Genomic DNA, 19,973 nt, shown 5'->3' with positions numbered 1-19,973 from the left:
AGATTTGATTGTAGAGAGATTGGCGGAAAAAGAAAGGCTGGCGTTTGCGGCGCCGCAGGGCGCCGCAAAGAGGATCAGTTGTGGTTAGAACGCGGCGGCACCGGCTCGCGGTCGTTGCGCGTCGGGTGGTCATTATGCGCCGGGTTGTCGCGCTTCGCCATCGGCTTGCCCTGCTCAGGACGCTGTGCCTGCCAGCCGTTGCCGTTCCAGTAGCCATGCGGCCCTTTCAGTCCGACATTGCGGCCATGGTGCGCCTGCCACCATTTCGCCGGACGCCAGTCATAGCCGTCCCAGTAGTAGCCGCGATGATCGCGATCGCCGATATGGACATCATGGCCCGGCGCGTTGTCATGATGCGGAGCATGAGCGCTCGCCAGCAACGGCATCCCCAGCAGGATGCTTAAAAGCAGTGCGGTTTTTTTCATCAGGGTAGTCTCTTGTTATCCGTGGGCGCTGTTATAACAAAAGCCTTTTGCGGGTCACTATCGGCGCAGGCGGATTTTCAGCTTATTTCCCGTATGCTTACAAAAAGCTGACAGAGTGAAGAGAGCGTGGAGAGTGAAAAACAGCGCGCGCGGCGCAGAAATGAAAAAGGCCGCTTGCGCGGCCTTTTTAGAACACTGAAATCGGTCAGTCGTTATCTTTCGGAGAAGCATTTTCGACACGGCTTTTCAGCTTCTGACCCGGGCGGAACGTTACCACGCGGCGCGCGGTAATCGGAATATCTTCCCCCGTTTTTGGATTCCTGCCTGGACGCTGATTTTTATCGCGCAGGTCGAAATTACCAAACCCAGACAGTTTTACCTGTTCACCATTTTCCAGAGCGCGGCGAACCTCTTCAAAAAACAGCTCCACCAGCTCTTTCGCGTCGCGTTTGCTCAGCCCAAGCTTCTCAAACAGGTACTCTGACATTTCAGCTTTTGTAAGCGCCATAGGTTCAATCCCTCAAGGTTGCCTGGAATCGCTCTTTTAATGCCGCAACACATTTGCCAACGGTCGCGGCAATCTCCTCTTCTTCGAGTGTCCGGCTGGTATCCTGCAAAATCAGGCTGATGGCGAGGCTCTTGAAACCCTCTTCAACACCCTTACCGCGGTACACGTCAAACAAGTTTACGCCAACTACCTGATTTACGCCAACTTTCTTACACTCGGCGATGATATCTGCTGCGGGGACGTTTTCAGCCACTACCACGGCGATATCGCGACGGTTCGCCGGGAAGCGTGAAATCTCGCGCGCATCAGGCAGGACGCGGTCTGCGACCTTATTCCAAAGCAGTTCAAAGACTAAGGTGCGACCATTGAGATCCAGCTTACGTTCCAGCTCAGGATGAACCACACCGATAAATCCGATTCGTTCATCATGCAAATAAATCGCTGCGCTCTGCCCCGGATGGAGCGCTGGATTGGCTTCGGCGCGGAAGCGAATGTCGTCCAGCTTGCCGGTTAAATCGAGCAGCGATTCTAAATCACCTTTCAAATCATAGAAGTCAACCGTCTGACGCGCCAGATCCCAGTGCTCTTCGTTGCGGTTGCCGCTCAGCACGCCCGCCAGCATAAGATCCTGACGGATGCCTAAATCCGCCTGGGTATCAGGTACAAAGCGCAGACCGCTCTCAAACAGGCGCACGCGGCTCTGCTGGCGGTTCTGGTTGTAGACCACGGCGCTCAGCAGGCCGGTCCACAGCGACAGGCGCATCGCCGACATATCGCTGGAGATGGGGCTTGGCAGGATCAGCGCCTCTTCGCCCGGGTGCAGTAGCTGCTGCATTTTCGGGTCGACGAAGCTGTAGGTGATCGCTTCCTGGTAGCCTTTATCCACCAGCAGGTTTTTCGCGCGCTTCAGCGACAGATCCGCTTCGCGATGCTGAGTCATCACCAGGCCAGCCTGTACCGGCACGTTCGGGATATTGTTGTAACCGTAGACGCGCGCGACCTCTTCAATCAGATCTTCTTCAATCGCCATGTCGAAGCGCCAGCTCGGCGCGACCGCTTTCCACTCGCCCTGACCTGGCGTCACGTCGCAGCCGAGACGCGTCAGAATGTCGGTCACCTGCTCGTCGGTAACAACGTGGCCAATCAGGCGGTCCAGCTTCTCGCGGCGCAGCGTAATGGTGGCGCGCGGCGGCAGCGCCGCTTCGTGCGTCTGGTCGATAACCGGGCCAGCCTGGCCGCCGCAGATCTCCAGCAGCAGCTGAGTGGCGCGCTCAATAGCTTTGTACTGCAGCGCCGGATCGACACCGCGCTCGTAGCGGTGCGAGGCATCGGTGTGCAGGCCGTGACGACGCGCGCGGCCAGTGATCGCCAGCGGTTCGAACCAGGCGCACTCAAACAGGATGTTCTGCGTCTCTTCATTCACGCCGGAATGCTCGCCGCCGAATATGCCGCCCATCGCCAGCGCTTTATGGTGGTCGGCGATAACCAGCGTATCGCTGCTGAGCTTCGCTTCGCTGCCGTCAAGCAGCGTCAGGGTTTCGCCCTCTTCCGCCATGCGCACCACGATGCCGCCGTCAATGCGGTCAAGATCGAAGGCGTGCATCGGCTGGCCCAGCTCAAGCAGTACGTAGTTGGTGATATCCACCACCGGATCGATAGAACGGATGCCGCAGCGGCGCAGCTTTTCACGCATCCAGAGCGGCGTGGCAGCCTTGACGTTGATACCTTTTACCACGCGACCCAGATAGCGCGGGCAGGCATCGGTGGCGTCGACGCGGATCGGGAAGGTGTCGCTGATGGTGGCGGCTACCGGCTCGATAGCGGGCGCGGTGAGCGGCAGGCTATTCAGCACCGCCACATCACGCGCAATGCCGATAATGCCGAGGCAGTCGGCGCGGTTCGGCGTCACGCTGATTTCGATGGTGTTATCGTCCAGCTTCAGGTAGTCACGGATATCCATGCCGATCGGCGCATCGCCCGGCAGTTCGATAATGCCGCTGTGATCGTCGGAAATGCCCAGCTCGGAGAAAGAGCAGAGCATCCCTTCCGAAGGTTCGCCGCGCAGCTTCGCCGCTTTAATCTTAAAATCGCCCGGCAGTACGGCACCGACGGTGGCGACCGCCACCTTCAGCCCCTGACGGCAGTTCGGCGCGCCGCAGACGATATCCAGCAGACGATCGCCGCCGACGTTAACTTTAGTCACGCGCAGTTTATCGGCGTTCGGGTGCTGGCCGCACTCTACGACTTCACCGACGACTACGCCGTGAAACGCGCCGGCAACCGGCTCCACGCCGTCCACTTCCAGACCGGCCATGGTGATCTGTTCAGAAAGGGCAGCGCTGTCCAGAGCCGGGTTTACCCATTCGCGTAACCAGAGTTCACTGAATTTCATTGGATAACCTGCCCTTATTTAAATTGTTTGAGGAAACGTAAATCATTTTCGAAGAAGGCGCGCAAGTCAGTCACGCCGTAACGCAGCATGGTAAGACGCTCCATGCCCATACCGAAGGCGAAGCCGGAGTAGACTTCTGGATCGATGCCGACGTTGCGCAAAACGTTCGGGTGCACCATGCCGCAGCCCAGCACTTCCAGCCATTTGCCGTTTTTGCCCATCACGTCCACTTCCGCCGAAGGTTCGGTGAACGGGAAGTAGGAAGGACGGAAACGGATCTGCAAATCTTCCTCAAAGAAGTTGCGCAGGAAGTCGTTCAGCGTGCCTTTCAGGTTGGTAAAGTTGATGTTCTTGTCGACGATCAGCCCTTCCATCTGGTGGAACATCGGGGTATGCGTCTGGTCGTAATCGTTGCGATAGACGCGGCCCGGCGCGATGATGCGAATCGGCGGCTGCTGATTTTTCATGGTGCGGATCTGCACGCCGGAGGTCTGAGTACGCAGCAGACGCGTGGCGTCGAACCAGAAGGTGTCGTGATCGGCGCGCGCCGGGTGATGGCCGGGAATATTCAGCGCGTCGAAGTTGTGGTAGTCATCCTCGATTTCCGGACCGGTCACCACCGCGAAACCCAGTTCGCCGAAGAAGGTTTCGATGCGATCGATGGTGCGCGTTACCGGATGCAGACCGCCGTTTTCGATGCGGCGGCCCGGCAGGGAAACGTCGATGGTCTCGGCGGCCAGCCGGGCGTTAAGCGCGGCGGACTCCAGCGTCTCTTTGCGAGCGTTAAGACGCTCCTGCACCTGCTGCTTGGCGTCGTTGATCACCGCGCCCGCAGCCGGACGCTCTTCCGGCGGCAGCTCGCGCAGCGTCGTCATCAGCTGCGTCAGGTGGCCTTTTTTACCGGTATATTCGACGCGCACCGCGTCAAGGGTGGCGATATCCGTCGCCTCGTCGATAGCGGCTGTGGCGCGGGCCACCAGTTCTGCGAGTTGGGACATGGTTTCCTCTTCTTCCAGGCGGGCTGGTCAGTTCTCGTTGGGACGTTGCCGTCCAATATGCTTCGCCAGAAACACAAAAGCCTCCACGAGGGAGGCTTTCGGCGCGATTTTTCGTTTCTTTTCTATGCGCAAAAGCCCCTGAGATTCAGGTGCTAAAGTAAAAAAAGAAACGGAAAATAGCAGCATTCATGCTTGCGTTACCTTGCTGGGATTCTGAGGGTACTATTGAAAAGCCCAGCGATGAAAATGTCAATCTTTTGCTTGAGTTACAGGCAATAAAAAAGGGAGCAAGCTCCCTTTTTCATCTGACTTACGCCAGAGCTGATTTTGCTTTTTCGACCAGTGCAGTAAATGCCACTTTGTCGAATACAGCGATGTCAGCCAGGATTTTACGGTCAATCTCAATGGACGCTTTTTTCAGGCCATTGATGAAACGGCTGTAAGAGATGCCGTTCTGACGCGCTGCAGCGTTGATACGCGCAATCCACAGTTGACGGAACTGACGCTTACGTTGACGACGGTCACGGTAAGCATACTGACCAGCTTTGATAACAGCCTGGAAGGCAACGCGGTATACACGTGAACGTGCACCGTAGTAGCCTTTAGCTTGTTTTAAGATTTTCTTGTGACGTGCGCGAGCAATTACACCACGTTTTACGCGAGCCATGTGAGCTCTCCTGTATCAATATTCTGTGATGCCCTTATCCCCTGCTGGCCAGCGGCCGTTATGCAAAGGTTTCAGGCAGATTTATAAAAAAGTTAACTTATGCGTACGGCAGGCAGGCAACAACCAGACCCAGATCGCCTTTAGACACCAGGCCTTTCGGACGCAGGTGACGTTTACGCTTAGTTGATTTTTTAGTCAGAATATGACGCAGGTTTGCGTGCTTACGCTTGAAGCCGCCAGAAGCGGTCTTCTTGAAGCGCTTAGCCGCGCCACGTACAGTTTTAATCTTTGGCATTTTAAAAATATCCACTTCGCATTGTTAATAAAACGAATCAGACAGGCGAACAAAGAACCGCACAGCGCGAACGCTGCGCGGTCATTGTTACTTGAAAGCCTACTGTTTCTTCTTGGGAGCGAGCACCATAATCATCTGGCGGCCTTCGATCTTCGATGGGAAGGATTCGACTACTGCCAGTTCTGTCAGATCTTCTTTCACGCGGTTAAGCACTTCAATACCGATCTGTTGGTGCGCCATCTCACGACCGCGAAAACGCAGCGTGATTTTGGCTTTATCGCCTTCTTCCAGAAAACGAATCAGGCTGCGGAGTTTTACCTGATAGTCGCCTTCATCGGTACCAGGACGGAATTTAATTTCCTTAACCTGGATAACTTTTTGCTTCTTCTTCTGTTCCTTAGAAGATTTGCTTTTTTCATAAAGGAACTTGCCGTAATCCATAATACGGCACACCGGCGGTTCGGCGTTGGGGCTGATTTCTACTAAATCAACACCCGCTTCTTCAGCTTTTTCAATAGCTTCGCGAAGGCTGACAATACCAATCTGTTCGCCATCCACGCCAGTTAAGCGTACTTCAGTGGCACGGATTTCACCGTTGATTCGATTCGGACGCGTCGGTTGTACTCGTTTTCCGCCTTTAATAACCTTATTCCTCTAATTGGTGAAGATTGCGGCTGCGAATCTCTTGTTGCAGCTTCTCAACAAACACATCGACATCCATCGTCCCGAGGTCTTTACCGCGGCGGGTGCGAACGGCAACTTTGCCTGCTTCCACCTCTTTGTCACCGCAAACCAGCATGTAAGGGACGCGACGTAATGTGTGCTCGCGGATTTTAAAGCCTATCTTCTCGTTTCTCAAGTCTGCTTTCACACGAATGCCAGCATTCTGCAATTTGCGTGTCAACATGTCGACATATTCTGCCTGTCCATCGGTGATATTCATCACCACCGCCTGCATCGGCGCCAGCCACGTCGGGAAGAAACCGGCGAACTCTTCGGTCAGGATGCCAATAAAGCGCTCCATAGAGCCGAGAATCGCGCGGTGAATCATAACCGGCGTCTGACGATCGTTATTTTCGCCCACATATGTGGCGTCCAGACGTTTTGGCAGGGAAAAGTCTAGCTGAACTGTGCCGCACTGCCAGGCGCGATCGAGACAGTCGTAAAGCGTAAATTCAATTTTCGGGCCGTAGAATGCACCTTCTCCGGGCTGGAATTCAAACGGAATTTCGTTTTCATTCAGCGCAGCGGCTAAATCTTCTTCAGCTCGGTCCCACATTTCATCGGTGCCGATACGCTTCTCAGGACGCGTGGAGAGTTTCACCACGATCTTTTCGAAGCCGAAGGTGCTGTACATGTCATAGACCATGCGGATACAGCTGTTCACTTCGTCACGCACCTGATCTTCAGTACAGAAGACGTGGGCGTCATCCTGAGTGAAGCCGCGTACGCGCATCAGGCCATGCAGCGCGCCTGACGGCTCGTTGCGGTGACAGCTACCGAACTCCGCCATGCGCAGCGGCAGATCGCGGTAGGATTTCAGCCCCTGATTAAAGATCTGCACGTGGCCCGGACAGTTCATCGGCTTGATGCAGTATTCACGGTTTTCTGAAGAGGTGGTAAACATCGCCTCTTTGTAGTTTTCCCAGTGCCCGGTTTTTTCCCACAGCACGCGGTCCATCATAAACGGACCTTTTACTTCCTGGTACTGGTACTCTTTCAGCTTGCTGCGCACGAACACTTCCAGCTCGCGGAAGATAGTCCAGCCGTCATTATGCCAGAAAACCATGCCGGGCGCCTCTTCCTGCATATGGTAGAGGTCGAGCTGCTTACCGATTTTACGGTGGTCGCGCTTCGCCGCCTCTTCCAGACGCTGCAGATAGGCGTTGAGCTGCTTTTTATCCGCCCAGGCAGTGCCGTAGATACGCTGCAGCATTTTGTTATTGCTGTCGCCGCGCCAGTAGGCGCCCGCGATTTTCTGCAGCTTGAAGTGGTGGCAGAAACGCATATTCGGCACGTGCGGACCGCGGCACATGTCGATATATTCTTCGTGATGATAAAGGCCAGGACGATCGTCGTGGCTGATGTTCTCATCCAGAATAGTGATTTTATAGCTCTCGCCGCGCTCGGCGAACACGTCGCGCGCCTGCTGCCAGCTGACGACCTTTTTCACAACGTCGTAGTTGGTTTCGGCCAGCTGGTGCATACGTTTTTCCAGCGCGTCGATATCTTCCTGCGTCAGGGTATGATCGAGATCGACATCGTAATAGAAGCCGTTGTCGATAACCGGACCGATCGCCATTTTGGTGTTAGGCCACAGCTGTTTAATAGCGTGCCCCAGCAGATGCGCGCAGGAGTGGCGAATAATCTCCAGACCCGCTTCATCTTTTGCGGTAATGATGGCCACAGAGGCATCTTCAGTGATGGGATCGACCGCATCCACCAGCTGACCGTTAACGCGTCCGGCAATACAGGCTTTCGCCAGGCCAGGCCCGATATCCAGCGCAATATCCATCACGCTTACCGGACGATCGTAGGTGCGCTGGCTGCCATCAGGAAGAGTAATTACAGGCATTTAATATCCTTAATTGCAGTGGTAAGCCACACGAAAGCTTACATACAACATTGAGTAAAATTGATTGCCTGGCGTAATGTCAGACCCACGTTGTCGGAATGACGCCAGGAATTGTAGTGCGCCGACGATGATAACAGCTTTGAGCGGCCAGCAAAACCCGTGGCCACGCCGCTAAGTCGAGGAGCAGGCGAAAAAAAACCGCAGACAGGCTGCGGTCAGGAAGCGATTTTTGCAGGCAATTACATCGCGTAGGTCAGCATAATGCTGGTTTTGGTGTCGGTGCGATCGGGCGCGGACTCCGGCGGATTGTTGTTCCAGGTGACGTTGTAGGCCAGCTTCAGCGCGAAGTGGTCGTTAATGCCAACCTGCAGCCCGGTTTCTGAGTTGATGGTGGTATCTTCGCCGAAGCTGCTCAGCACCGAAACACCCTGGATAAATTTGGTGTTATCGGTCAGCTGCCACTGATAGCTCAGCGCGCCGTAGCCCAGCGCTTTGGTTTCGCTGCCGCCGTCATGGAAATCGTCATAGCGCACGCCCGGACCAAATTCAGCGCGCAGCGAATGAATGGGGCCGCTCAGGATCTGGCGACCGTAACCTGCGGTCAGCACATCGCGCGAATCGTAGCCGTTAAAGCGGTCGCTCAGCCAGCTCGCCTGACCAAACAGGTAATCGAAGCTGTTAAGGTTGTAACGCGAACGGCCGCCGATATTGTAGGTTTCCGAAGAGCGCTCATCATTAGATGAGGTGTTCGCCGCGTTGCCCCACAGGCTGTACGCCATAGAGCTCTGATACCACGTCATATTAGTCTGCGCGGTCAGCGAAGAGCTGGTGGTGTTGCCAGTCTGCGCCAGATAGCCTGCGGAGGCGCTGCCGTCAAACGGCTTCTTTGCCGTTGAAGGATCGTCCATCGCGGTAAAAACGTTGTTGTCCGCCAATGCCTGGTGGCAAAACGCGCCAGCGGAGAGCAAAAGAACGGCTGAGAGCTTGTTAAGCACTTTCATTTATTGTGACCCGTACGACAGTTTAAAAAACGAAGAGTGTGAAGGGTTTTACGGGCCGATCAATGCAATTTACGGTAAGTATTGTAAATAAGTATTAACCTCCATAAAACAGGCTATTCAGACTCAATCACGCTTGATTATTGGGAATTTTCTCATTAACGCCGCACATTATAGGGGGCAGCCAGCAAAACATCAGCTCAGTTGCGACAAAATTTTTCTGAACCTGCAACCCCCGCCTTTACCCAGCTTTACTTTTATGCCTGTGATAAATAATGCCTTTATCCTGTTCATTATTCGCGCGCTTTTTCGCCATGGTCTACGCTGTGCTCAGTCAAGCCGAACAGAGGTGAAAAATGAGCGACGGACTTAAACGTTACATTGTCACGTTTCACTATCAGGAATCGGGCCTCAGCGACGTCCAAACGCTCAACAGCGCGATGATCGCAGGAGGGTTCAGCACCACGCTTAATGACGATCAGGGTCACGCCCACGAATTGGGCACTAACAGCTTCGGTCTGGTCAGCGCCCTGTCGCAGGAGGATCTGCAACGCCAGGCCGTCGCCGCTGGCGAGAGCGTGCTGCATCAGACGCCCGACGTCACCGTAACGACGCTGGAGGCGTTTTTACGTGACGCTGCGCAGTAAACGCGCCCGCCATTCGTTCCGGTAAGCTGTGCGCAAGCGCGGGTTTTGAGCGATATTCACGCGATATAATCGTCAATGGGTCGTAGAGCGTGCTGCCCGACACCGCAGCCTGACAGGTTAAAAGAGGATCGCCCAATGTGGAACGCTATTAGTCGTTTATTAAGCGAACAGTTTGGCCATGCCGATATTACCGAACGCCACGAACTTCCTGGCGGCGACATCCACCCCGCCTGGCGCATTCGCTATGGCGAACATGACGTTTTCGTGAAGTGCAACAGTCGTGAAATGCTTACCCTTTTCGCCTGGGAAGCCGATCAGCTGGCGCTACTGGCGCGCACGCAAAGCGTACGCGTACCGGCGGTTTATGGCGTGGGCCATCACCGCGACCAGAGCTTTTTGCTGCTGGAATATATCACGCCTCAGCCGCTGGATGCGGAGAACGCCTTTCAGCTGGGACAGCAGCTGGCGCACCTGCATCAGTGGAGCGAACAGGCGCAGTTCGGCCTCGACTTCGACAATAACATCACCACGACGCCGCAGCCCAACAGCTGGCTGCGCCGCTGGTCGGTCTTTTTTGCCGAACAGCGCATCGGCTGGCAGCTTCAGCTCGCTGAAGAGAAAGGCCTCACCTACGGCAATACGGAAGAGATTATAAACTGCGTGCAGCGCGCCCTCGCCACGCATCAGCCGCAGCCTTCCCTGCTTCACGGCGATCTCTGGCCAGCCAACTGTGCTGGCAGCGCCAACGGCCCCTGGCTGTTCGATCCCGCCTGTTACTGGGGCGACCGCGAATGCGATCTGGCGATGCTCGGCTGGTTCCCGGATCTGCCGCGGCAGATCTATGAAGGCTATCAGTCGGTCTGGCCGCTGCCGGACGGCTTCTCGCAGCGCCAGCCGGTCTATCAGCTCTACTACCTGCTTAACCGCGCCAACGTATTCGGCGGCAGCTGGTTAAGCGAGGCGCAGTTCGCCGTCGGGCGACTGCTGGATGAGGACGCGCTGGCGCAGCGTCAGGCCAGACCGGCCTGACCTGTTACAGAAAGCCGAGCAGCGACAGCACGAAATAACCGGCAACGGCGATCACCACCGGCAGGATATAGAGCGGAAAAATCTGCAGGAAGATGGTGTGGTGCGGCACGCGGATCTTCTCTTCCAGCTGCTGGCGCGTACGGGCATCGCCGCCTTTTGCCTGCTCCAGAATCAGCTGATCTTCAACACCCTCTTTTATATGGCGCGCCTGACGCGCCATTCGCGAACCGGACGCTTCCAGCGCCAGACCAACAAAAATCAGAATGTAGATGATCCAGAAGCCGAGATTCATCTGACCGTGGAACTCCGGTACCGGCGAGTTCTGCCAGAAGAAGCCAAGGAAAGGCGTGTTGAAGCGGATCATATCGACGATTACATGGACAAAGTCGAGCATCACGGCGTCAATGCCCGGCTGTTTTTCACTGTGTCTGAACATAAAGCTCAGCACTGAAATCACGGTCGACAGCAGCGCGAGCAAAAAGATTGCCCAGCCAGCCACTCGCTTAAGGATGGCGATGCGGCCAGCCTGTTGATAAGTCATGGTATCTCCTGTACCTCAATCCAGATTGCAGCCAGTCTACCTGCCTGTGGTTTTTATTTCCTGTAAAAAGCGTAGCCTGCGTCCCTTTCGCGACGCGAGCCAGCCCATGATAAGGTAGCGCAAATTCTACAAGGAGCCAGCCGATGAGTTATACCCGCCCTGTTTATGCCGCCCTGTTTGATATGGATGGCCTGATAATCGACTCCGAACCGCTGTGGGATCAGGCTGAAATGGATATATTCGCTACGCTGAACGTTGATTTATCACGCCGCAGCGAGCTGCCGGACACGCTGGGCCTGCGTATCGATCAGGTGGTGCGCATGTGGTATGAAACCCTGCCCTGGACAGGCCCGGATCAGCAGACGGTCACGGCGCGTATTATCGCCCGCGCGCTGGCGCTGATTGAGGAGAAGCGCCCGCTACTGCCGGGGGTTAAGCAGGCGCTGCAGCTGTGTCGCCAGCGCGGGCTGAAAACCGGCCTGGTTTCCGCGTCGCCGCTGATGATGCTGGAGCGCGTGCTGGCGCTCTTTGACCTGCGCGACGATTTCGACGTGCTGGTTTCCGCCGAGGCGCTGCCCTACAGCAAACCGCATCCGCAGGTCTATCTGGATGCCGCCGCGCGGCTGAACATCGACCCGCTGAACTGCGTGACGCTGGAAGACTCGTTTAACGGCATGATCGCCACAAAAGCGGCGCGTATGCGCTCCATCGTGGTGCCGCCCGCGGCGCTGCGCGATGACGCGCGCTGGTCGCTGGCGAACGTCAGGCTGGACGATCTTACCCAACTCACCGCAGCACATCTTCTGGGCAACTCTGCGCCCTGACTCGCGCGTGGGCCTTTGATGGCGCCTTTATCGGACCCGACCCGCCGCTGGCGGGTTTTGTTTATGGCATGATCCCCTTCGCAAAAAATAAAACAACGTTTCATTTTTATTGAATTGATCTTCCACTCCTCCTAAAATGCCCTCAGACGCCCTGCGGGGCACGCACGCCTTTTTTGCCAGAGGGGATCAGAATGGACGTTCGACAAAGCATTCACAGCGAGCATGCCAGACAGCTCGACACCGCCGCGCTACGCCGCGAGTTCCTGATTGAAAACATCTTTGAAGCTGACCGCTACACCCTGACCTACAGCCATATCGATCGCATTATTATCGGCGGCGTGATGCCGGTCGCCGCCAGCGTCTCTTTCGGCAACGAGATGGGCAAACAGCTGGGCGTAAGCTATTTTCTGGAGCGCCGCGAACTGGGCGTGATCAATATCGGCGGCCCGGGCACCATTGAGGTGGACGGCAAAGTCTGGGAGATTGGAACGGAAGAGGCGCTCTATGTCGGCAAAGGCGCCCAGACGCTGAGCTTTCGCAGCAGCGATGCGGCCCATCCGGCGAAGTTCTATTTCAACAGCGCGCCCGCGCACAGCCGCTTTCCCGATAAGAAAATAGGTAAAGAGGAGGCGGTACGCACCACGCTCGGCGATGCGGCGACCTCTAACCGCCGCACCATCAATAAATACCTGGTGCCGGACGTGCTGCCGACCTGCCAGCTCACCATGGGGCTGACCCGCCTGGATGAAGGCAACCTGTGGAATACCATGCCATGCCATACCCACGAGCGCCGTATGGAAGTCTATTTCTATTTTGATATGAATCCGGAAAGCGCGGTGTTTCACATGATGGGTCAGCCGCAGGAGACGCGTCATCTGCTGGTGCACAACGAGCAGGCGGTCATTTCGCCCAGCTGGTCGATTCATGCCGGCGTCGGCACCGAACGCTACACCTTTATCTGGGGCATGGTCGGCGAGAATCAGGTATTCGACGACATGGATCATGTCAAAATCCGCGATCTGCGCTAAAAAAGGAGGCGCTCTCATGATACTCAACGCATTTAATCTGGAAGGTAAAATCGCGCTGGTCACCGGTTGCAATACCGGGCTCGGTCAGGGCATGGCGCTGGGACTGGCGCAGGCCGGTTGCGATATCATCGGCGTCAATCGCGAAGATCCCGCAGAAACGCAGCAGCGCGTCGAAGCGCTGGGCCGCCGCTTCTGGTCTCTGCAGGCGGATCTTATTCGTACCGAGCAGGTGCCGCGCGTCGTGGAGCAGGCGATCGACGCTGCAGGCAAAATCGATATTCTGGTCAATAACGCCGGGATTATCCGCCGCGAAGACGCACTTAACTTTAGCGAGCAGGACTGGGACGATGTGATGAACATCAATACCAAGAGCGTCTTCTTTTTGTCGCAGCAGGTAGCGCGTCATTTTATCGCGCAGGGCCAGGGCGGCAAAATCATCAATATCGCCTCAATGCTCTCTTTCCAGGGCGGTATCCGCGTTCCCTCTTACACGGCGTCGAAAAGCGCGGTGATGGGGCTGACGCGCCTGATGGCGAACGAATGGGCGAAACACGGCATTAACGTTAACGCTATCGCGCCGGGTTATATGGCGACCAATAATACCGAGCAGCTGCGCAGCGACGAGGGCCGCAGCGCAGAAATTCTTGGACGCATCCCGGCTGCGCGCTGGGGCGTGCCGGAAGATATGATGGGTCCGGTTGTTTTCCTCGCCTCTTCGGCGTCAGATTATGTGAATGGCTATACGCTGGCCGTTGACGGCGGCTGGCTGGCGCGTTAAGCGCAGGAAGGCGCGCCAGCAGCCCTTCGGCGCGCGCTCACCCTAAAAGGCTTTCTGTGGCGAAACGGCAGCCTGGCGGCGCCGTTTCGCTAAAAAAATTCACGCTTCGTTACAGCGTCACAACTTCTCATTCACTGGATAAATCCCTATACTGGATGCATCGACAGTTTGCAGCCAGGTTTTATCATGACGGGCGAAGGCCACGTAATTTTCGCTATTGCTACCGCTATTTTTGCCAAGCGCGCAGAGCTGACGCCTGTGCTGGCGCAGGCCGACTGGTGGCACCTTATTTCCGCCTCGCTGCTTACCTGCCTGCTGCCTGATATCGATCATCCTAAATCCCTGCTCGGCCAGCGCTTAAAGTGGTTGTCGCATCCTATCGCGCGCGCCTTTGGTCACCGGGGGTTCACGCACAGCCTGCTGGCGGTAGCCGCCAGCCTGTGGCTGTTTCAGATTAATGTCCCCAAAGACTGGCTGCTGCCTGCCGATGTGCTGCAGGGTATGACGCTGGGCTATCTCAGCCATATTGTGGCGGATATGCTGACTCCTGCCGGGGTGCCGCTGCTGTGGCCGTGTCGCTGGCGTTTCCGTCTGCCCATCCTCAGAAGTCAGAAAGGCAACCAGCTGGAGCGTACGCTCTGCCTGGCGCTGGTTGGCTACGCGCTCTGGTTTCCACCCGGCTCGCCCTCTTTTGGTGCGAATGGCTGGCCTTCTCAGCTCTTTGATACGCTGCAAAATGGTGTTTCCCGCTTGATTTCCACGCAAAAAGCGCATTAAACCAGCAGAAACCGCTGTCTGGTTATAAGCCATTCCATTTGGATATAAGTCGATACCCGGGGTAACTGTTAACATACCGGCACTTAATTCGTGCATAACATTATCTGGCGTCCCGACACCACAGCTGTCGTCGGGTGCCTCTCTCGGGAGCCAATATGGATCTACCTCTGATTCTTAATCTCGCGGCCTTCGTCGCGCTGCTGCTGCTGCTGTCGCGCCTCGGCCGTCAAGGCTGGAGCCTGTCGAAAAAGGTGCTGGTCGGTCTGGTGATCGGCGTGCTGTTCGGCCTGGCGCTGCAAACCATCTATGGCCAACAGAGCGAAGTGCTGAAGACCTCAATAAGCTGGTTCAATATTGTGGGCAACGGCTACGTACAGCTGCTGCAAATGATCGTGATGCCGCTGGTGTTCGCCTCTATCCTCAGCGCCGTTGCGCGCCTGCATAATGCCTCGTCGCTGGGTAAAATCAGCCTGCTGACGATTGGCGTGCTGCTGTTCACCACCGCTATCTCCGCGCTGGTCGGCGTGCTGGTTACTGGCCTGTTCCACCTCAGCGCTGAAGGTCTGGTGCAGGGTGCGCAGGAGAGCGCGCGCCTCGCTGCAATACAGAGCAACTACGCGGGCAAGGTAGCGGATCTGACCGTTCCTCAGCTGCTGCTCTCGTTTGTGCCGAAAAATCCGTTCGCCGATCTGACCGGCGCCAGCCCGACCTCGATTATCAGCGTAGTGATTTTCGCCGCCTTCCTCGGCGTGGCGGCGCTGCAGCTGCTGAAAGATGACGAAGCCAAGGGCCAGCGCGTGCTGGTCGCGATAGATACCCTGCAGTCCTGGGTCATGAAGCTGGTGCGTCTGATTATGAAGCTGACGCCTTACGGCGTGCTGGCGCTGATGACCAAAGTGGTCGCCGGGTCGAACCTGCAGGACATCATCAAGCTGGGCGGCTTTGTCGTTGCCTCCTATCTGGGTCTGGCGATTATGTTCGGCGTGCACGCGCTGCTGCTGTCGGTGAACGGTATTAATCCGCTGCGTTTCTTCCGCAAGGTCTGGCCGGTTATCACCTTCGCCTTTACCAGCCGCTCCAGCGCCGCGAGCATTCCGCTTAATGTGGAAACCCAGACGCGTCGCCTGGGCGTGCCGGAGTCGATCGCCAGCTTCTCCGCCTCTTTCGGTGCGACCATTGGTCAGAACGGCTGCGCAGGACTCTACCCAACGATGCTGGCGGTGATGGTTGCGCCAACCGTAGGTATTAACCCGTTTGATCCGGTCTGGATCGCTACGCTGGTGGGCATCGTTACGCTCAGCTCCGCTGGCGTGGCGGGCGTAGGCGGCGGCGCGACCTTCGCCGCGCTGATCGTACTGCCGGCAATGGGTCTGCCGGTGACGCTGGTTGCCCTGCTTATTTCTATCGAACCGCTGATCGATATGGGCCGTACCGCGCTCAACGTCAACGGCGCGATGACCGCCGGTTCCCTTACCAGCCGCTGGCTCGGCCTGACCGACAAAGCAGTGCTGGAGAGCGAGGAGCACGCGGAGCTGGCGCACCGTTAATCGCCTTTTACGCCACCATAAACCGGGCCATTGCGCCCGGTTTTTTTATGTCTGCGCTTCATAATCTGGTGGCTTTATGGCGGCCTCGTTAAGAAAGCGTTAAGCGTGGTAAAGAGAGGAAAAAGTCGCGCTTCTGCGCTTGTTTTCAACGCGGAAAAGGAGAATGCTTCAGTGAGTTATCGCAGGAGAAAACCCATGAAAAAAGTTATCGCCTCACTGCTGGCGTTAACGCTGTTGTCGCCAGCCATTGTCTCTGCTCACCCCGGCGGTTGGGGCCCAGGCCCGGGCCCGCACTGGGGCGGTCCTGGTCGCGGCTGGGGTGGTCCCGGCCCGCTGCGCTTCCTGCCTGAAGCGGCTACCGCAGTGCTGATCGGCGGCCTGACCTACTATATGCTCAACGGCGCTTACTATCAGCGTCAGGGCGAGAACTACGTGGTGGTGCAGCCGCCAGCCGAACCGGCCAGCGCGATGCGCGTGCTCGACTTCAACGGACGACGTTTTTACGTCCAGGAGGGGCACTACTATCAGCGCGATATTAATGGCGAATATATTGAGGTGCCGCGTCCCGCCGGGCTGTAACCCATCGCGCGAGCAGCTTTATCTGGCGCTGAGCCAGCCAATGAAAAACGGCCCGTCACTGACGGGCCGTTTGTTGTTCTCTACCGCTTTTGCTCAGCTTACTGGGCAGCCTGCGGATCGGTATCGTACTCTTTACAGCTCTGGAAACCGTAGTTCATTACGCGACCGGTGTCGTTGTAGCTGACGAAATAGGTCTGCTGTTTACCGTCGCGCTCGCCCAGCACATAAGTCTGGCAGGTGCCGCGCGCGTGAACCATCGTGATTTCAGTTGAAGCCGGTCCGGCAATCTGGCGCACCTGATCGCGCGTCATGCCTTTTTTCACATCCTTAACTACAGGCTTGCTCACGTAGCTCTCAGCACGATCGTAAGCCGTACAACCAGACAGTGCGGCCAGCGTCAGCGCCGCAGCGATACATCCCATTGCTTTTTTCATCTTGTTGTTCCTCGTTGTATTGTCCATGTAAGCTTAAGCCTGGAACAGAAATGCAGATTAATCAACTTTATGGCGCGTTTTTAAGTAGAGTCTGAAACGTCAGGTTAGCGTAAAAAAGCTGTTCTTATCGCGATCGACTCGTATAATCCAGCGCGAGAATAAACACTCTCAAAACTAACGTCAGGAGGCAGGATGAGCAAACAGCGTGAAGCGCGCGATGCGCGGCATCGTATGCGCCAGGATGAGATCATCGCGGCGGCGCGGCGCTGTTTCCGCCAGTCCGGCTTTCACGGCGCCAGCATGGCGCAGCTTGCCAGCGCCGCCAGCCTGAGCGTCGGACAAATCTATCGCTATTTCCCCAGCAAAGACGCGCTGATCGAAGAGATGGTGAAACGCATCGTCGACGGCCGCGTGGCGGCGATGAGTGAGCAGGCCGACGCCAGCCATCTCGCCGATATGATCGCCCGCCGCGAAACCCTGAATGAAGAGGATGAGATACTGATGCTGGAAGTCGCCGCCGAGGCGAGCCGCAATCCGCGCGTCAGCGCCATCCTGCAACATGCCGAGGCGCGACTGTTTCACAACGCCTGTGAAAAAATGCGCGCTGACTATCCGCATCTCAGCGAGGCGCAGCTCACCGCCTGCGTCGAAGTGCTGGCAGTGCTGGTTGAAGGCACCGCTTTTCGCCGACTGACGACGCAGAAAGCGTCAGCGGAACTGCTCAATACCCTCTACAAAAAGATGATCCACGACTTAGTAAAGCCCTCAGAGGACAAATGACACCTGCACATAATAACCGACTGGTCTATGCCATAACGCTGGGCCTGCTGGCGGCGCTCGGCCCGCTCTGCATCGATCTCTATCTTCCCGCGCTGCCTGAACTGGCGCGCGATCTCCAGACATCAACCGCGACGGCGCAGCTTAGCCTGACCGCCGGTCTGCTCGGCCTGGGCGCCGGACAGCTGCTGTTCGGGCCGATGAGCGATAAGTTTGGCCGCCTGCGGCCGCTGGCGCTTTCGCTGGTGCTGCTGTTTGTCGCCTCGATTGGCTGCGCGCTGGCGCAGGATATCCACCAGCTGCTGCTGGCTCGCCTGTTCGAAGGCCTGGCGGGCGCAGGCGGCGCGGTGCTGTCGCGTGCGGTGGCGCGGGATATGTACAGCGGCCATGAACTGACGCGTTTCTTTGCCTTGCTGATGCTGGTGAACGGGCTGGCGCCGATCGGCGCGCCGGTGCTCGGCGGCGTGCTGATGACGGTGCTTAACTGGCGCGGCATCTTTGTGGTGCTGGGCGCGACGGCGCTGCTGCTTATCCTGCTGGCGCGCTGGAAGCTGCACGAAACCCTGCCCCCGGAACGTCGTAGCCAGGGCTCGGTGTTTTCCGCCTGGGCGGCACTGGGCCAGGTTATCGTCCATCGTCCTTTTATGGGTTTCTGCCTGACGCAGGCGTTTATGATGTCGGGCATGTTCGCCTATATCGGCGCCTCGCCGTTCGTGCTGCAGCAGATTTACGGCCTGTCACCGCAGGCGTTCAGCTTCTGCTTTGCGGCGAACGGCATCGGCCTGGTCATCGCCTCGCAGACCAGCGCGCGTCTTTGCCCGCTCTGGGGTGAGTATCGCGTCCTGAAAGGCGGCCTGACGCTGGCGTTCGTTGCCTCCAGTCTGCTGCTGTTGGCGGGCGTTACCGCCGCGCCGCTGCCGCTGGTGCTGGTAGCGCTCTTCTTCACTATCGCGAGCAACGGGGTCATCGCCACTACCGCCTCGTCGCTGGCGATGCAGAGCCAGGGGCATCGCGCCGGCAGCGCCTCAGCGGTGATTGGCGTCTGCATGTTCTCGCTTGGCGCCATTTCAGTACCCATCACCGGCCTTGGCGGCACCTCGCTGCTCAGCATGACCGGCACGATCTTCGGCTGCTTTATGCTGGCGATTCTGATGTTTATTTTCCTGGCGCAGAAGCCCGCGCCGCGCACATAAACTGCCTGATATCGCAACACTTAACTGGAAACAACTGGCGCTTTGGCTTGTTGTTTTCAGCGATGCGCGTTAGCTTTAATAGATGGTTCGCTCGGGCCGACAGGCCACCGTCTTGAGGAGAAATTCATGTCACTGCAGCAGGAAATCATTACAGCACTCGGCGTTAACCCGGTTATCGACGCGCAGCAGGAAATTCGCCGCAGCGTTGATTTCCTCAAAAGCTATCTGAAGCGCTACCCGTCTCTGAAGACCCTGGTGCTGGGCATCAGCGGCGGTCAGGACTCTACGCTGGCGGGCAAACTGTCGCAGATGGCGATCAGCGAACTGCGCGAAGAGACCGGCGACAAGGCCTACGCCTTTATCGCTGTGCGCCTGCCCTACGGCGTGCAGTCGGATGAGCAGGATTGCCAGGACGCGCTGGCGTTTATCCAGCCGGATCGCTCGCTGGCGGTAAATATCAAAGAGTCGGTGCTGGCCAGCGAACGCGCGCTGCGGGAAGCGGGCATTGAGCTTTCTGACTTTGTGCGCGGCAATGAAAAAGCGCGCGAGCGCATGAAGGCGCAGTACAGCATCGCCGGTATGACGCAGGGCGTAGTAGTCGGCACCGACCATGCGGCGGAAGCGGTGACCGGCTTCTTCACTAAGTATGGCGACGGCGGCACAGATATTAACCCGCTGTTCCGCCTCAACAAACGTCAGGGCAAACTGCTGCTGAAGACGCTGGGCTGCCCGGAACATCTCTACCTGAAACGCCCGACGGCGGACCTGGAAGACGATCGTCCTGGCCTTGAAGATGAAGTCGCGCTCGGCGTTACCTACGAAATGATTGACGACTACCTGGAAGGCAAAAGCGTCGCGCCGGAAACGGCAAAAATCATTGAAAACTGGTATACCAAGACCGAGCACAAGCGTCGCCCGCCGATTACGGTATTCGACGACTTCTGGAAATAACCCTTTTTCC

23 protein-coding genes and 1 other annotated feature are annotated in these 19,973 nt (G+C 57.0%); of the genes, 11 read left to right on the top strand and 12 right to left on the bottom strand.

All coding sequences use genetic code 11. The annotated features are described in order from the left end of the window. Positions 1-74 precede the first annotated feature (74 nt). The 10 genes from B3797_RS16370 to B3797_RS16325 all read right to left on the bottom strand — a co-directional run bounded on the left by B3797_RS16370 (position 75) and on the right by B3797_RS16325 (position 8,861). On the bottom strand, positions 75-425 hold the full coding sequence (locus tag B3797_RS16370; protein ID WP_311791611.1) for a DUF2502 domain-containing protein: 351 nt from the start codon (positions 423-425) through the stop codon (positions 75-77). A gap of 205 nt (positions 426-630) precedes the next feature. After that, positions 631-933 (bottom strand): integration host factor subunit alpha, encoded by a 303-nt coding sequence (gene ihfA / locus B3797_RS16365; protein ID WP_033747517.1) that lies wholly within the window; start codon positions 931-933, stop codon positions 631-633. 4 nt (positions 934-937) lie between these two features. Next, a complete protein-coding gene (pheT, locus tag B3797_RS16360; protein WP_311791610.1) occupies positions 938-3,325 on the bottom strand; it encodes a phenylalanine--tRNA ligase subunit beta in 2,388 nt (795 codons plus the stop codon). A 14-nt stretch (positions 3,326-3,339) separates the two neighbouring features. Beyond that, a complete protein-coding gene (gene pheS / locus B3797_RS16355) occupies positions 3,340-4,323 on the bottom strand; it encodes a phenylalanine--tRNA ligase subunit alpha (RefSeq protein ID WP_311781552.1) in 984 nt (327 codons plus the stop codon). Between the two features lie 70 nt (positions 4,324-4,393). Then, positions 4,394-4,518, bottom strand: a sequence feature (Phe leader region). Then, a complete protein-coding gene (gene pheM, locus B3797_RS16350; RefSeq protein ID WP_001386830.1) occupies positions 4,469-4,513 on the bottom strand; it encodes a pheST operon leader peptide PheM in 45 nt (14 codons plus the stop codon). Its footprint overlaps the feature before it by 45 nt. A gap of 115 nt (positions 4,519-4,633) precedes the next feature. Further along, entirely contained in the window at positions 4,634-4,990 is a 357-nt protein-coding gene (gene rplT / locus B3797_RS16345) for a 50S ribosomal protein L20 (protein WP_010616241.1), read from the bottom strand. A gap of 97 nt (positions 4,991-5,087) precedes the next feature. Then, entirely contained in the window at positions 5,088-5,285 is a 198-nt protein-coding gene (rpmI, locus tag B3797_RS16340; RefSeq protein ID WP_081137701.1) for a 50S ribosomal protein L35, read from the bottom strand. A 99-nt stretch (positions 5,286-5,384) separates the two neighbouring features. Continuing rightward, complete coding sequence (infC, locus tag B3797_RS16335) at positions 5,385-5,927, bottom strand: translation initiation factor IF-3 (protein ID WP_033747527.1); 543 nt, start codon at positions 5,925-5,927, stop codon at positions 5,385-5,387. Between the two features lie 4 nt (positions 5,928-5,931). Further along, positions 5,932-7,860 (bottom strand): threonine--tRNA ligase, encoded by a 1,929-nt coding sequence (thrS, locus tag B3797_RS16330; protein ID WP_311781553.1) that lies wholly within the window; start codon positions 7,858-7,860, stop codon positions 5,932-5,934. A gap of 239 nt (positions 7,861-8,099) precedes the next feature. Next, positions 8,100-8,861: a DUF481 domain-containing protein gene (locus tag B3797_RS16325; RefSeq protein ID WP_311781554.1), complete on the bottom strand. Its 762-nt coding sequence runs from the start codon at positions 8,859-8,861 to the stop codon at positions 8,100-8,102. Between the two features lie 353 nt (positions 8,862-9,214). Between B3797_RS16325 and ghoS the strand changes: the two genes are divergently transcribed. Together ghoS and B3797_RS16315 are read left to right on the top strand one after the other, a co-directional pair. Continuing rightward, positions 9,215-9,505: a type V toxin-antitoxin system endoribonuclease antitoxin GhoS gene (ghoS, locus tag B3797_RS16320; protein ID WP_311781555.1), complete on the top strand. Its 291-nt coding sequence runs from the start codon at positions 9,215-9,217 to the stop codon at positions 9,503-9,505. Positions 9,506-9,640: 135 nt separating this feature from the next. Continuing rightward, positions 9,641-10,534 (top strand): fructosamine kinase family protein, encoded by an 894-nt coding sequence (locus tag B3797_RS16315; protein WP_311781556.1) that lies wholly within the window; start codon positions 9,641-9,643, stop codon positions 10,532-10,534. A 4-nt stretch (positions 10,535-10,538) separates the two neighbouring features. Here the strand turns inward: B3797_RS16315 and B3797_RS16310 are convergent, their stop codons facing one another. Beyond that, positions 10,539-11,075 (bottom strand): YniB family protein, encoded by a 537-nt coding sequence (locus B3797_RS16310; RefSeq protein ID WP_311781557.1) that lies wholly within the window; start codon positions 11,073-11,075, stop codon positions 10,539-10,541. A gap of 143 nt (positions 11,076-11,218) precedes the next feature. Between B3797_RS16310 and hxpB the strand changes: the two genes are divergently transcribed. The 6 genes from hxpB (at position 11,219) to B3797_RS16280 (ending at position 16,608) form a co-directional block, all read left to right on the top strand. Then, positions 11,219-11,899 carry a hexitol phosphatase HxpB gene (gene hxpB, locus B3797_RS16305; protein WP_311781558.1) on the top strand — a complete coding sequence of 227 codons (681 nt, stop codon included), beginning with the start codon at positions 11,219-11,221 and terminating at the stop codon, positions 11,897-11,899. Positions 11,900-12,090: 191 nt separating this feature from the next. Then, entirely contained in the window at positions 12,091-12,927 is an 837-nt protein-coding gene (gene kduI, locus B3797_RS16300) for a 5-dehydro-4-deoxy-D-glucuronate isomerase (RefSeq protein ID WP_311781559.1), read from the top strand. A 16-nt stretch (positions 12,928-12,943) separates the two neighbouring features. Next, on the top strand, positions 12,944-13,705 hold the full coding sequence (gene kduD / locus B3797_RS16295) for a 2-dehydro-3-deoxy-D-gluconate 5-dehydrogenase KduD (protein WP_311781560.1): 762 nt from the start codon (positions 12,944-12,946) through the stop codon (positions 13,703-13,705). 186 nt (positions 13,706-13,891) lie between these two features. After that, the gene (locus B3797_RS16290) at positions 13,892-14,482 is read left to right on the top strand and encodes a metal-dependent hydrolase (RefSeq protein WP_311781561.1); all 591 of its coding nucleotides are present in this window, start codon (positions 13,892-13,894) and stop codon (positions 14,480-14,482) included. Between the two features lie 155 nt (positions 14,483-14,637). Next, the gene (locus B3797_RS16285; protein ID WP_311781562.1) at positions 14,638-16,029 is read left to right on the top strand and encodes an L-cystine transporter; all 1,392 of its coding nucleotides are present in this window, start codon (positions 14,638-14,640) and stop codon (positions 16,027-16,029) included. A 195-nt stretch (positions 16,030-16,224) separates the two neighbouring features. Next, positions 16,225-16,608, top strand: coding sequence for a DUF6515 family protein (locus tag B3797_RS16280; RefSeq protein WP_311781563.1), 384 nt, complete (start codon positions 16,225-16,227; stop codon positions 16,606-16,608). A gap of 98 nt (positions 16,609-16,706) precedes the next feature. On the opposite strand, the gene osmE is transcribed toward B3797_RS16280, so the two are convergent. Continuing rightward, complete coding sequence (osmE, locus tag B3797_RS16275) at positions 16,707-17,042, bottom strand: osmotically-inducible lipoprotein OsmE (RefSeq protein WP_311781564.1); 336 nt, start codon at positions 17,040-17,042, stop codon at positions 16,707-16,709. 192 nt (positions 17,043-17,234) lie between these two features. Here osmE and B3797_RS16270 point away from each other — a divergent pair, with 192 nt between their 5' ends. From B3797_RS16270 to nadE, 3 genes are all read left to right on the top strand, one after another. After that, positions 17,235-17,822, top strand: a complete 588-nt coding sequence (locus B3797_RS16270; protein WP_311781565.1) for a helix-turn-helix domain-containing protein — start codon at positions 17,235-17,237, stop codon at positions 17,820-17,822. Then, complete coding sequence (locus B3797_RS16265; protein ID WP_311781566.1) at positions 17,819-19,012, top strand: multidrug effflux MFS transporter; 1,194 nt, start codon at positions 17,819-17,821, stop codon at positions 19,010-19,012. Before B3797_RS16270 ends, B3797_RS16265 begins: the two co-directional genes overlap by 4 nt. A 126-nt stretch (positions 19,013-19,138) precedes the next feature. Then, a complete protein-coding gene (gene nadE, locus B3797_RS16260; RefSeq protein WP_311781567.1) occupies positions 19,139-19,963 on the top strand; it encodes an ammonia-dependent NAD(+) synthetase in 825 nt (274 codons plus the stop codon). The last annotated feature ends 10 nt before the right edge of the window (positions 19,964-19,973 follow it).

The organism is Pantoea sp. UBA5923 (assembly GCF_002431095.1).
In the GTDB taxonomy this organism is placed as follows: Bacteria; Pseudomonadota; Gammaproteobacteria; order Enterobacterales; family Enterobacteriaceae; genus Pantoea; species Pantoea piersonii.
Note: the sequence above shows the minus strand (reverse complement) of the source record. Positions and strands in the feature narration are given on the sequence as shown.